This window comes from Psychrobacter sp. SWN149 (genome assembly GCF_015864565.1).
Classification (GTDB): domain Bacteria; phylum Pseudomonadota; class Gammaproteobacteria; order Pseudomonadales; family Moraxellaceae; genus Psychrobacter.
This window is the reverse complement of record NZ_JADYWX010000003.1, coordinates 112,955-125,764: the sequence shown is the minus strand read 5'-3', so window position 1 is coordinate 125,764 and position 12,810 is coordinate 112,955. Positions and strand designations below refer to the sequence as shown.

10 protein-coding genes are annotated in these 12,810 nt (G+C 44.5%); 6 read left to right on the top strand and 4 right to left on the bottom strand.

The window, feature by feature from the left end; translation table 11 throughout:
• Window positions 1-267: 267 nt before the first annotated feature.
• Window positions 268-864: a hypothetical protein gene (locus I6E86_RS06015; protein WP_197176136.1), complete on the top strand. Its 597-nt coding sequence runs from the start codon at window positions 268-270 to the stop codon at window positions 862-864.
• A gap of 279 nt (window positions 865-1,143) precedes the next feature.
• Complete coding sequence (gene topA / locus I6E86_RS06010; RefSeq protein WP_197176134.1) at window positions 1,144-3,798, top strand: type I DNA topoisomerase; 2,655 nt, start codon at window positions 1,144-1,146, stop codon at window positions 3,796-3,798.
• A 92-nt stretch (window positions 3,799-3,890) separates the two neighbouring features.
• On the opposite strand, the gene I6E86_RS06005 is transcribed toward topA, so the two are convergent.
• The gene (locus I6E86_RS06005) at window positions 3,891-4,448 is read right to left on the bottom strand and encodes a superoxide dismutase family protein (RefSeq protein WP_197176132.1); all 558 of its coding nucleotides are present in this window, start codon (window positions 4,446-4,448) and stop codon (window positions 3,891-3,893) included.
• Between the two features lie 265 nt (window positions 4,449-4,713).
• Entirely contained in the window at window positions 4,714-7,311 is a 2,598-nt protein-coding gene (gene lon, locus I6E86_RS06000; protein WP_227680559.1) for an endopeptidase La, read from the bottom strand.
• Window positions 7,312-7,740: 429 nt separating this feature from the next.
• On the opposite strand from lon, the gene I6E86_RS05995 reads away from it, so the two are divergent.
• Window positions 7,741-9,102: a Na+/H+ antiporter family protein gene (locus I6E86_RS05995; RefSeq protein ID WP_227680558.1), complete on the top strand. Its 1,362-nt coding sequence runs from the start codon at window positions 7,741-7,743 to the stop codon at window positions 9,100-9,102.
• Between the two features lie 126 nt (window positions 9,103-9,228).
• The gene (locus tag I6E86_RS05990) at window positions 9,229-9,444 is read left to right on the top strand and encodes a hypothetical protein (RefSeq protein ID WP_197176127.1); all 216 of its coding nucleotides are present in this window, start codon (window positions 9,229-9,231) and stop codon (window positions 9,442-9,444) included.
• Between the two features lie 35 nt (window positions 9,445-9,479).
• Here the strand turns inward: I6E86_RS05990 and I6E86_RS05985 are convergent, their stop codons facing one another.
• Window positions 9,480-9,728 (bottom strand): hypothetical protein, encoded by a 249-nt coding sequence (locus I6E86_RS05985; RefSeq protein ID WP_197176126.1) that lies wholly within the window; start codon window positions 9,726-9,728, stop codon window positions 9,480-9,482.
• Entirely contained in the window at window positions 9,728-10,378 is a 651-nt protein-coding gene (locus tag I6E86_RS05980) for a 5-formyltetrahydrofolate cyclo-ligase (RefSeq protein WP_197176125.1), read from the bottom strand. Before I6E86_RS05980 ends, I6E86_RS05985 begins: the two co-directional genes overlap by 1 nt.
• Before the next feature lie 196 nt (window positions 10,379-10,574).
• Here I6E86_RS05980 and fumC point away from each other — a divergent pair, with 196 nt between their 5' ends.
• Together fumC and I6E86_RS05970 are read left to right on the top strand one after the other, a co-directional pair.
• Window positions 10,575-11,978, top strand: coding sequence for a class II fumarate hydratase (gene fumC, locus I6E86_RS05975; protein WP_197134523.1), 1,404 nt, complete (start codon window positions 10,575-10,577; stop codon window positions 11,976-11,978).
• Between the two features lie 151 nt (window positions 11,979-12,129).
• A complete protein-coding gene (locus I6E86_RS05970; protein WP_110923162.1) occupies window positions 12,130-12,657 on the top strand; it encodes a peroxiredoxin in 528 nt (175 codons plus the stop codon).
• Window positions 12,658-12,810: the final 153 nt, after the last annotated feature.

Sequence of the window (12,810 nt, the reverse complement as noted above, 5' to 3'; positions counted from 1 at the left end):
CGCAGCGCCAGTTATTGGGTGCTTATTAATAAGGACTGCTTGATTTTTAAAGGTTTGCGCTCATTATAAGTCTTTATGGATATAGAGGCGGCAGTTATAAGTCGCGACATTGTATAGTCAATCCTCTATAAAAGAGTAACAGCGTTAACCTCGGTCGAAGTATCACAGTTACCTCTGCACTCGGTTGACCTGACGCTCTTTTAAACTGAGTTAACCATATTTGTGCTGTGTAGCATCATTTTCATTTCGTCAAAAGGTCAGACCGTTATGGGCACGTTGATTGGCATTATCATTGTACTATTTGTATTAGGGAGTATGATGGCGCTCAAACCTAACGGTATCGATCAGCGTTTGGATAAGCTGCGTATGACCGCGCGCCGTCTACAGCTCAATCCAAAGCTGGTCGGTTGTCCTGATTGGATAAAAGGTCGGGACAATGAATATGGCCGCGGCATGCTGGGTCAGTATTGCCTCGTGTTGGATGATATCAAACTGCCGCACACACGTTATCAGGTCATCGATGGCCAATGGCGACCGGACAGCAGTTTTGTGGATACAAGCTCAGAGGACAAGACGCTAACCATTCCAAGCGCCATTCGCTCAAGTCATATCACTACCACAGCAGCGATCAATAAGACCCAATTTATCTTGGATAAAACCCCTCTTGATCTGCCTGTGAGTATTGAGCCATTTGTCAAAGGCATGTTGACCAAGGCCAATAGCATTATTATTTATTGGGAAGACATCGCTTATGTTCGCCCACTGAGCAACCCTGCCTATCATCATACATTGATTGAAAGGGATCTACTGGCGCTAAAAGCCAATTTGGAAAAATGGGCGTTAGAGATGCAGCAGCAATCATAACGTTGCCCATGCATTTTCTATCTGCATTGAACGGCAATAACTCAGCGCTTGGTCATATGTTAATTATTTAAAGTTGACATTTTCACGCTTAGCAGTGTAACTTCTTTATAACTATATCTTTATTTTATGGTTATTATTTGTTTTATAACCTTTTTTATCAGTAACTATTACTACTATAAATCACTGAACCAAGAGTATCAGTATTCATAAATTGCCACATTGCTCTATTTTTAATTTACTTATATCTTTTAATCTACTTATATTATGGTGTCGTCAACTATGGCAAAAACCACAACCAAAAAAAGTCCAGCAGCAGCTGTTGACAGCCCAAAGGGCAAGTCTTTGGTGATTGTAGAATCACCAGCCAAGGCAAAAACGATTAATAAATACCTTGGTGATGACTTTATTGTACGCTCAAGTATTGGTCATGTCCGTGACCTACCGGTCAGTGCGAGCAAAAGCGCAAAGAAAGCAACGAATGCTAAAAAAGATGAGACCCTGAGCAAAGAAGAAAAGGCTCAGCAGGCATTGGTGCGCCGCATGGGCGTGGATCCAGAGCATGACTGGGCGGCAGTCTATGAAGTACTGCCAAATAAAACCAAAGTCATCAAAGAACTTAAAGCTTTAGCAAAAGACGCTGACAAAATCTATCTGGCAACGGATATGGATAGAGAAGGGGAAGCGATTGCTTGGCATTTAAAAGAAGTCATTGGCGGCGCCGATAGTAAGTATGAGCGTGTGGTCTTTAACGAAATCACCAAATCCGCCATTCAAAATGCCTTCAAGCAGCCATCAAAGCTCGATATCGACCGAGTCAATGCCCAGCAAGCCCGTCGTTTTTTGGATCGCGTGGTTGGCTTTATGGTATCGCCATTATTGTGGCAAAAGATTGCCCGTGGACTGTCTGCAGGTCGCGTGCAGTCGGTTGCTATGCGATTGGTAGTCGAGCGTGAGCATGAAATCCGTGCCTTTATCCCAGAAGAGTACTGGCAGATTCATGCAGACACGCATATCGCCACTAGCCAAAAAGACGCTGAGCAAATCGGCATCCGTCTAGAGGCGACCAAACAAGGCGGTAAAACCCTCAAGCTGGTCAATAAAGAACAGACTGATAAAGTCTTAGAGATACTGAATACCAGCGATTTTATCGTCAAAGAGCGTGAAGAAAAGCCAACGCAATCACGCCCAAGCGCGCCGTTTATTACCTCGACTTTGCAGCAGGCTGCTAGTACGCGTTTAGGCTTTTCTGTCAAGAAAACCATGATTTTGGCGCAGCGTTTATATGAAGCCGGTCATATTACTTATATGCGTACCGACTCGACGTTTTTGTCTGGTGACGCGCTTGCGGCAGTTCGTGGTCACATCGAAGACAGCTATGGCGCAAAATATGTACCAGAAAAGCCAAACTTCTATGGCAATAAGCAAGGCGCGCAAGAGGCGCATGAAGCCATTCGTCCATCTAATGTCACTATGAAGTCAACCCAGCTGAAAGGGGTTGAGCGTGATGCGATACGTCTGTATGAGCTGATCTGGCGTCAATTCGTGGCCTGTCAGATGCTGCCTGCCAAATACTTATCCGTGAACCTATTCGTTGGTGCCAATGATGTAGAGCTAAAAGCCCGTGGTCGTACCTTGGTGTTTGATGGCTATACCAGAGTGATGCCACCTGCCAAGACCGACGATACATTGTTGCCCGATGTCAAAAAGGGCGACCAGCTAATTTTAGACAAGCTAGATCCAAGCCAGCATTTTACCAAGCCTGCACCTCGTTTCACCGAAGCCAGTCTGGTCAAGGAGCTTGAGAAAAAAGGTATCGGCCGTCCATCGACCTATGCCTCTATCATCTCAACTATTCAAGATCGTGGTTATGTGAAGCTTGAGAACAAGCGTTTATTTGCTGAAAAAATGGGTGATATTGTCACCGACAGACTGACTGCCAGTTTCCCAGATTTGATGGATTATACCTTTACCGCGGCGCTCGAGGACAAGCTCGATCACGTGGCAGAGGGTGAGCAGAACTGGAAAGATGTGCTCGATGACTTTTATGGTGAGTTCAAGACCACTCTAGATCGTGCTAAAGAAAAAGACGGCATGCGTCCGAATGATCCAACTGATGTGCCAGATGTCCATTGCGATATTTGCGATCGTCCGATGCAGTTACGTACTGGCTCAACCGGTGTGTTCCTCGGCTGTACTGGCTATAACTTACCACCGAAAGAGCGCTGTAAAGGCACTAAAAATCTAATGCCAGTCGAAGCGTTTGCCAATCTGGATGATCCAGAAGGCGATGACGAAGCGGCAGAAGTCAAAGATTTGATGGAGAAAAAGCGCTGTCCGAAATGTGGTACAGCGATGAACGGCTATATCGTGGATGGTGGTCTGAAGCTGCACATCTGCGGTAACAACCCTGACTGCGACGGCTATATCCTAGAAGAAGGTAAGTTCGAAGTACCGGGTTCAGATGCACCTACCATTGATTGTAATAAGTGTGATGGGCAGATGGAGCTGAAGACGGGACGTTTCGGTCCTTACTTCGCTTGTCAAAAATGTGACAACACTCGCAAAGTACTAAAAACAGGCGAAGCAGCACCACCGCGCATGGATCCTATTCACTTGCCAGAGCTAAAATCGGTCAAGCATGAAGACTATTTCATCTTGCGTGAAGGCGCGGCTGGCATGTTCTTGGCAGCGTCTAAGTTCCCGAAAGTACGTGAGACACGTCCGCCAAAGCTGGCTGAACTGCGAGAAATCAAAGATAAAATGGAAGACAAGTTCCAGTATCTGTTTGCAGGGCCAGATGAAGATCCTGAGGGCAATGCAACGATTTTGCGCTGGTCTCGTAAGAAAAAAGAGCAATATATCGGCTCTGAGAAAAACGGCAAAGCCACACGTTGGGGTGTGTACTGGCGTAAAGGCGAGTGGGTAGAAGAATAAATGTTTTTCTATCGATAATAAAAAACCTCTTAACCATATACAATAGTTAAGAGGTTTTTTTTGATATCAATAATAGCCAAGTTCAGACACTATTAAATCTTTTCGATGATACCGCAAGCAACACGGTCGCCTGCATTGCCCGCTGGCTGACTGGTGTAGTCATCAGTACCACCATGTACGATAAATGCTAAACGGTTCACGCTGTATTTACCTGCTTCATCAGCAGAGATTTTCTTGTTTACATAGTTGATGGTCGCTACGCCGTTTTCATTGGCGGTTAGGTTAGGCAAGTCACCTGCATGACCATTTATATCGTCTGGGTTAGAATGTGGCTTATTGTCTGGGTTAAAGTGACCACCTGCTGCTTTACCCATATCGGCACAGCTGCCTGTTTCATGAATATGCAATGCCACTGTTTGACCTGGCTGTAGATTCATCAGCTTACCGTATACTTGTACGCCGTCATCCACTGGGCGTAAGAATACTTGACCAACTTCTTTTTTATCACCACTGACGGTGTGTATCGTTGATTTAAGAGCAGGCTGGTTTAGTGGATTGCCTGTCTGCATTTGGCCTTCTACCGTCTGGCAACCAGTTATTACTAACGCTGAACCACATAATAGGGCACTTGCAAGCATTGTCTTATTCATTATTTTCTCACTTATATTTGATTGTTATGATAAATTTGTTTTTAGGTGTTATCTGGTTCTATCTAATGTCAGAGTTAGTATAGCCAAGTGCCGAAATAGTTATTCACCAAAAGCGCAACAATCCGTTAATAAATGTAAGTATCGTATGATTTTGAAAATTGGTATAAATACGTGTTTGGTTGAATTAAGAACATAGAAAAGCCGCCCATCATATGATGAGCGGCTTTTTAGCATTTGTCAGATTTAGCTAACAACAGAACACTTATTAACTGTGCAATGCTTTACCTTTGGTTTTATCGACCGTCACTTTAGTAGGCTTGATTGGAATTGGCATACTGACCAACGCAACTTTCAATATCTCTTCAATCGTGGCGACTGGTTGAATGGTTAGACCTTCTTTCACGTTATCAGGGATATCGGCCAAATCACGCTCATTGGTCGCTGGAATCAAGACATGCTTGATACCACCGCGATGCGCTGCGAGTAGCTTCTCTTTAAGACCACCGATGCGTAGGATTTTGCCGCGTAAGGTAATCTCACCTGTCATCGCGATATCTGGACGAATGGCAATACCCGTTAATGCAGAGACTAGCGCTGTGGTCAGTGCACCACCAGCTGATGGGCCATCTTTTGGCGTGGCACCTTCAGGCATATGCACATGGACATCTGTTGTTTTAAACGTCTCATAGTCGATGCCCAAGCTATCACCGCGAGCACGAACCACACTCATCGCCGCGCGAATTGACTCTTTCATCACATCACCAAGTGATCCTGTAAAGCTAAGCTCACCTTTGCCCTTCATTGCGACTGCTTCGATGGTCAGTAACTCACCACCGACTTGTGTCCAAGCCAGACCAGTGATACGACCAATTTCAGGCTCTTCTTCAGCCAGACCGTAGTCATACTGATGCACACCTAGATAGTCATCGATGTTTTTGTCATCGACTGTCACTAGCTGGCGTTCAGCTTTTTTCGGAGCACGTGCGCCATGAGTTTCAACCGAACCGCGTACCACTTTACGGCAGATTTTATTCACTTCACGCTCAAGGTTACGCACACCTGCTTCACGCGTATAGCTACGCACGATGCTGTGCAACGCCGCTTCAACAATCTCAATCTCGCCTTCTTTGAGACCGTTATTTTTGATCGCTTTTGGCACCAGATACTTCTGTGCGATATTCACTTTTTCTTCTTCGGTATAACCCGGTAAGCGAATAACTTCCATCCGATCAAGGAGGGCCGCTGGAATATCCATGCTGTTTGCCGTACAGATAAACATCACTTGCGATAAGTCTAAGTCCATATCTAAATAATGGTCGTTAAACGTGTCGTTCTGTGAGGGATCTAACACTTCAAGCAATGCTGATGCTGGATCACCGCGGAAATCTTGCGCCATCTTATCGATTTCATCCAATAAGAATAGCGGGTTTTTGACTTCGACTTTGGCCAATGATTGAACGATTTTACCCGGCATCGCACCGATATAGGTACGGCGATGACCACGAATCTCCGCTTCATCACGCACGCCGCCAAGCGCCATACGTACAAACTTGCGACCAGTGGCACGGGCAATCGATTCGCCTAATGAGGTTTTACCGACACCTGGAGGACCGACGAGACATAAAATCGGACCACGAAGTTTTTTCACACGTGATTGCACGGCGAGGTATTCTAAGATGCGGTCTTTTACATCTTGCAGGCCATAATGATCTTCGTCTAATACGGTTTTAGCTTTGTCTAAATTGATAGATACTTTAGTCGTCGCATTCCACGGCGTGTCCAAAATCCATTCAATATAGTTGCGTACAACTGACGATTCACTCGATGCAGGCGGCATCATCTTGAGCTTTTTGAATTCTTGCTCCGCTTTTTTGCGGACATCTTCTGGCAGGTCAGCATCTTCTAAGCGCTGCTCTAGCTCAGCCACATCATCTTCACCATCAAACGCACCGTCATTCATATCTGACAGCTCGTTTTTGATGGCTTTCATTTTTTCATTCAAGAAATATTCGCGCTGATTGTCTTCCATCTGCTGACGAACCGCTTCTTGGATATCTTGTTCGATATTTTGCTCAGCACTTTGCTTGACCAGATACTCAGTCAAGGTATTGATGTGCGTTTTGATATCGTCTTTTTCTAAGAAAGATTGTTTGATATCAAGGTCCATCGACACACGAGTTGAGATGAAATACACAAGCTCAAGCAAGTCATCAATACGCTTGGCCACACGAGTCAGCTCACGAGCATTGCGCAGGCGCGCATCTGCATAGCTTTCGAATAGAGCTGTTAACGCTTGAATCGTGTTTTTCTGTTGACTCTCATCCATGCTGACATCAAGATCAGCACGCTCAAATCTCGCCATCAATAGCTCGTCATGACTTTCGATATTATCGACACGGGCACGGTACTGACCTTCGATTAATACTTTGATGCAGTTCTCATCACTGTCATGCGGCATGGTGCTGACGATTCGGCACACCGTACCGTACTGATACAAGTTGTCTTGATCAATGTCTTCGGTCAGTGAGTCTTTTTGAGCGACGACCAGTACTTTATTGCCATACTCAGCCTGTGCCAGCTCAACGGCTTTTACCGATGGCGCGCGTCCCACAAACAATGCAATTTGCATGTGTGGATAGACGACGACGTCGCGTAATGCCAGCAGTGGTAAATAGCTTTCATCTTCGTCATCTTTGACAGTGTCAGACGAGGCAGTCAGTTCATCCGTGGATGAGCTCTCTGTCTCATTATCCGCGTCAGCACTGATATTAGCGTCAGTGCCAGTCGTTGTGTCAGTTTCAACGTTAAGGGCAGATGATACATCGATGTCGATGTTGTCTTTATCAATATTATGTTCACTCATGTATTTTTCCTCGTTCCCCAGACTTGTAAAGTCAAGTTCGTGGTTCATCTTTAGATAAATGGTGTTCACACAAAAAATTGCAAGGCTGATTGGTAAAGTCGCCTGCTTATCTTTGTTAAATAGTTATCTGCGTGTCCAGTTGCTAATGCCATTAATCTCATCAATGATGTGTCTTCAGTGATGGCATTGGTCTATGAAGGATACGACAGTCAGCAAATATAAAGAGGATTTGGTCGATGTAGATGAAACTTGCTTGTGTGGATATCTACTCGGTTCTATACGTAGGCTTTATACCTAAAATAAGGTAAACTGGCGCGCGTCTAAAACAGGCTCTGATATTGAGAGGTTTTAGACAATCGAGCGCTATTCATCAGTTGCAATATTCATAGGTCTCAATAAGACCAAAGTATAAAGAACAAGGGGCAACACATGGCCATCAATGCAGTATTGCTAGCCGTTATTATTATGCTAGGGCTGTCACTTTCGCGAGTGCACGTGGTGCTCAGTTTATTAATCGGGGCGCTGGCAGGTGGACTGCTAGCCGGTCTCGGTATTACCGATACGCTAAATGCCTTTCAAGAAGGCATTCGTAATGGCGCAGAGATTGCACTGTCGTATGCACTGCTTGGGGCGTTTGCGGTCGCGATTGCCCATTCGGGTTTGCCGCAATCATTGGCAGGTGCTGTGATTAGGCGTATAGATACTGCTGGCACGAGTGGCATGATTAAGTACATGCTGTTTGCAGGCCTCATCACCATGAGCTGCTTTAGCCAGAACTTAATCCCTATTCATATCGCTTTTATCCCGCTACTGGTACCGCCACTATTATTGGCATTTAATCGCATGCACATCGATAGACGCCTGATTGCCTGTTTGATTACTTTTGGACTGGTCACCACCTATATGTTTATTCCTTATGGGTTTGGTGATATCTACCTCAATCAGATTATGCTAAAAAACGTGGGTGAAGCGGGCATTGATGTTAGTAATATCTCTGTGGTGCAAGCCATGGCGATTCCTGCATTAGGTATGCTAATTGGTTTGCTGGTTGCTGTATTTATCAGCTACCGTAAGCCACGCGCATATCAGCAGATTGCGATAGATCAGCAAGCGCATGATGCTGTAGTAGAAGGCGATGCATTAAGCAAAACTGCCGCTGGTGCACAGTCGCAAAGCAAGTTAAAGACGCTGGTTGCACTGGCTGCTATTGTTACGGCTTTTGTGGTGCAGCTATATACTGATTCGCTACTACTTGGCTCGATGTTTGGCTTTGGTGTGTTTATGGCGACCGGCGTGGTCAAGTGGCGTGATGCTGATGGCGTCTTTAATGACGGTATCAAGCTGATGGCGATGATTGGCTTTATTATGATTACCGCGCAGGGCTTCGCGGAAGTCATGAAAGCGACTGAGCAGATTCAGCCATTGGTCGATGGGGCAGCGTCACTGTTCGCTGGTAACAAAGCAATGGCCGCATTTATCATGCTATTGATTGGTTTGATTGTGACCATGGGTATCGGCTCGTCATTCTCAACCATTCCTATTTTGGCCGCGATTTATGTACCGCTATGTATCTCGTTAGGGTTTTCTCCATTAGCAACTGTAGCGATTATCGGTACGGCAGGCGCTCTGGGTGATGCGGGTTCGCCTGCGTCAGATTCGACATTGGGGCCAACTTCTGGTCTAAACATCGATGGTCAGCATGACCATATCAAAGACAGTGTGATACCCACTTTTATTCACTATAATATTCCTTTGTTAGTGTTTGGTTGGATTGCCGCGATGGTGTTGTAGGTTTTGATATTTGTAAAATGCTCAGTAGCTTTGTAAGGTGTGCCGTGCGCACCTTACAGCTTCTATTAGTATTTAATTGATGCTAACCTTTAAACAATCTAATCTATTATATGCAGGCTAGACATCATGGACAGTCAAGGTTTTAGTCAAAATGAAGTAGAGTTATTGTTAAAAGGGCTTAGAGTTTTATTATCTGAAAAAGCAAAGAGCGATCCTGAATTAATACAATGGTCGTATGTGAGGAGTGATCCTTACATGGAAGTATTTGCTGTAGATAAGGCGAAATATGAAGAAGACCGCAATCATATAATAGATTTAATTCGTAAATTAGAAAAAGGCTAGCTCAGTAATAAAGTGATATTAAATTAACTAGTAAATCACTCATCAAAATCTCTTATCTCACCGTTCAAACTACTCAAAAACGCATCGCTTTGGGCCATCAGTTTATTTAGACGCTCTTCATTGACTAGCCTTGTCATCTCCTCAGAGCTAAAAGGCTGCTCTTGACTGTAGTAACGTAGTTCTCTAGCGTCCTCATTGCCTAATGTCTGCAAATACTCATCCACACTGTCTGCACTGGAATCAGCAGCGCTAGAGTCTTTTTCAAACTGTTTATCGTCTTTCATTAAAACCACCTTATGCCGCTTGGCGTAATTAAGCCATCTAATGGCACATCCCACGGTTGCCGCGCCAATTGTTCAACCACTTGAAAATCATAGCACCAGCCTATTTTTAATGGATTTTTCGCACCTGACCGATAGATTTTCCCAAGCGTCGTATCATAGAACCCACCACCCATGCCCATACGGTTGCCGTTTAGGTCGACCGCCACCAGCGGACAGATAATGACATCCAATTCTCGCGCCCAAAGTAGCCAACGATGATGGTTTTGCTTCATACCTAACCGATGGATACGTGTCGGTATGTTGAGTAGTTTTGAATGATAAACAGGTACGAATCGTAGATGTTTATCATCATTGCCATTGCTAGCATGACCAAGCGAGCCGACGACTGGTAAATAAGGTAAATAGCCTAAGCGTTGACACCAGTCCAATATTGGCTGAGTGGGTAGCTCACCAAAGCCATCGTAATATAAACCAATACGCGCATGTGCTGGCAATCGCTGCTGTAACTTCGTCAAATGCACACTCGCTGCTTGTCCCATATTCCTACGCGCGCCATCACTTAACTGTCGACGCTGGCGAGTAAAGTGTCGTCTAGGTGGGTTACTAACTTGTGATTCCTCTGACGCTACGTTTTTTGGTTCAGGATACATATCTATACTATCCGATAATTTATTAAGTTGATGGTGACTGGTGCTTTTAGACGTCAGCAATGGCTATTTGTGAATATTCAACACGTCCTAGTCATGCTATCATAACGCCACTTTACATCGTATTCTCCTTTATGTGCAGCAGCTGTTGCACTTTTTAGAGCAGTCATAAAACAACAAACCATCAAAGAGGGTAGTTATGTCGACACAGAATCAGGCAACTCGTACCGAAAAAGACACCATGGGCAACGTGGAAGTCCCAGCTGACGCTTATTGGGGTGCGCAAACCCAGCGTAGCCGCGAAAACTTCAAAATCGGTGGCGAGACTTTGCCACGTCCGATGATTGAAGCAATGGCACTGGTCAAAAAAGCTGCTGCGATTACTAATGCAAGCCTTGAGCGTATCGAAGATGACAAGCGCGATTTAATCGTACAAGCTGCTGATGAAATCATTAATGGTGGTCTAACGGATCAGTTCCCATTGGTTGTATGGCAGACGGGTTCTGGTACGCAGTCAAACATGAACATGAACGAAGTGTTGGCCAACCGTGCCAACGAAATCGCTGGTTCTGAGCGCGGCAGCTACACGCCCATTCATCCAAATGACCATGTAAACCATGCACAGTCTACCAACGACAGTTTCCCAACAGCGATTCGTGTGGCTGCTGCTCGTCAAATCAATAGCTTATTGATCCCTGCAGTAAAAGCACTACGCGACACATTAGCGGCTAAAGCTAAAGAATTCGATAGCATCGTAAAAATTGGTCGTACGCATTTACAAGATGCTACTCCATTAACGTTAGGTCAAGAGTTCAGCGGCTATGTTAGCCAACTGGATCACTCATTGGTACGTATTGATAATGCGTTGCAAGGTCTATATGAATTGCCACTAGGTGGTACTGCAGTTGGTACTGGTCTAAACGCTCATCCTGATTATGCCGTAACAGCGGCTGAGCAGTTAGCGACTTTGACTGGCTTGCCATTCGTAACCTCACCGAACAAATTCGAAGCACTAGCGGCTCGTGATGCAGAAGTATTTGCGTCAGGCGCACTAAAAACGCTAGCAGCTAGCTTGAACAAAATCGCTAACGACGTACGTTGGTTGGCATCAGGTCCTCGTTGTGGTCTAGGCGAATTGACGATTCCTGAGAACGAGCCAGGCTCTTCTATCATGCCGGGTAAAGTTAACCCAACTCAGTCAGAAGCATTGACGATGGTTGTCGCTCAAGTCATGGGTAACGATGTAACGATCAGCATGGCTGGCGCATCAGGTAACTTTGAGCTAAACGTGTATAAGCCAGTTATCGCGTTCAACTTATTGCAATCTATCAAACTATTGGGTGATGGCTGCAACAGCTTTAATGAAAACTGTGCCGTTGGTATTGAGCCAGTAAAAGATAAAATCGATGACTTCCTGCACAACTCATTGATGCTAGTGACTGCATTGAACCGTCATGTCGGTTATGAAAACGCTGCGAAAATCGCTAAAACTGCTTATAAAGAAAACAAAACATTGAAGCAAGTTGCGGTTGAGTTAGAGCTATTAACTGAAGCTCAGTTTGATGAGTGGGTCATTCCTGCTGATATGGTAAATCCTAAGTAAGCAGCAGACCAAATAGTGACCTGCTACAGTGTCAGACATTGCTTAATGTACGATAAGTACCATTTGCACTCGTCTTTCTGGTAGCAGCGTCATATTTGTTCCACTTAGAATTTATAAATAAAAAAGACGATAACCTAAATTGGAGTAAACAATGATTACCCATGTACCTGATATGACTTTTAAAACTCGTGTTCGTGATGACTCTATTGGAGGAGACAACCCGTTCACATGGTATGATCTAACCACAGATGAGTTATTTGCCAATAAAAAAGTAGTTGTGTTTTCTCTACCAGGTGCGTTTACGCCAACTTGTTCGACCAGCCATCTCCCTCGTTATGAAGCGCTTTATAATGAGTTTAAGGCATTAGGTATAGATGAAGTAGTTTGCATTTCTGTCAATGATGCGTTTGTCATGTACCAATGGGGTCTAAAGCAAAACCGTGAAAACGTTTTCTTACTTCCTGATGGTAATGGTGAGTTCACTCGTAAAATGGGCATGCTTGTTGATAAGAGTAATGTTGGCTTTGGTATGCGCTCATGGCGTTATTCGATGGTTGTCGACAATAAAGAAGTTAAAAAAGTGTTTAAGGAAGCTGATTTTGGTGACAACTGTCCAATAGACCCATTTGAAGTATCAGATGCAGACACTATGTTAGCGTATTTAAAAAGTAATGCTTAGATTCTATTGAGAAGTTAGAAATAAAAAAGACCTTGTCACGTTATGTGGCAAGGTCTTTTTTTGTTCATGCTTCAGTAGCTAGTTCTAGCTTTGCACTTTTATCTATTAATATATATGAGGCGATAGTCATATCCTACAACCCGATTAATGTTT

What these genes read in the sequence shown, in the direction of transcription:
- I6E86_RS06015 (WP_197176136.1), top strand. Translation starts at nt 268, where the DNA reads ATGGGCACGTTGATTGGCATTATCATTGTACTATTTGTATTAGGGAGT.
- I6E86_RS06005 (WP_197176132.1), bottom strand. Translation starts at nt 4,448, where the DNA reads ATGAATAAGACAATGCTTGCAAGTGCCCTATTATGTGGTTCAGCGTTA.
- I6E86_RS05985 (WP_197176126.1), bottom strand. Translation starts at nt 9,728, where the DNA reads ATGAAAGACGATAAACAGTTTGAAAAAGACTCTAGCGCTGCTGATTCC.
- I6E86_RS05980 (WP_197176125.1), bottom strand. Translation starts at nt 10,378, where the DNA reads ATGTATCCTGAACCAAAAAACGTAGCGTCAGAGGAATCACAAGTTAGT.
- fumC (WP_197134523.1), top strand. Translation starts at nt 10,575, where the DNA reads ATGTCGACACAGAATCAGGCAACTCGTACCGAAAAAGACACCATGGGC.
- lon (WP_227680559.1), bottom strand. Translation starts at nt 7,311, where the DNA reads ATGAGTGAACATAATATTGATAAAGACAACATCGACATCGATGTATCA.
- I6E86_RS05970 (WP_110923162.1), top strand. Translation starts at nt 12,130, where the DNA reads ATGATTACCCATGTACCTGATATGACTTTTAAAACTCGTGTTCGTGAT.
- I6E86_RS05990 (WP_197176127.1), top strand. Translation starts at nt 9,229, where the DNA reads ATGGACAGTCAAGGTTTTAGTCAAAATGAAGTAGAGTTATTGTTAAAA.
- topA (WP_197176134.1), top strand. Translation starts at nt 1,144, where the DNA reads ATGGCAAAAACCACAACCAAAAAAAGTCCAGCAGCAGCTGTTGACAGC.
- I6E86_RS05995 (WP_227680558.1), top strand. Translation starts at nt 7,741, where the DNA reads ATGGCCATCAATGCAGTATTGCTAGCCGTTATTATTATGCTAGGGCTG.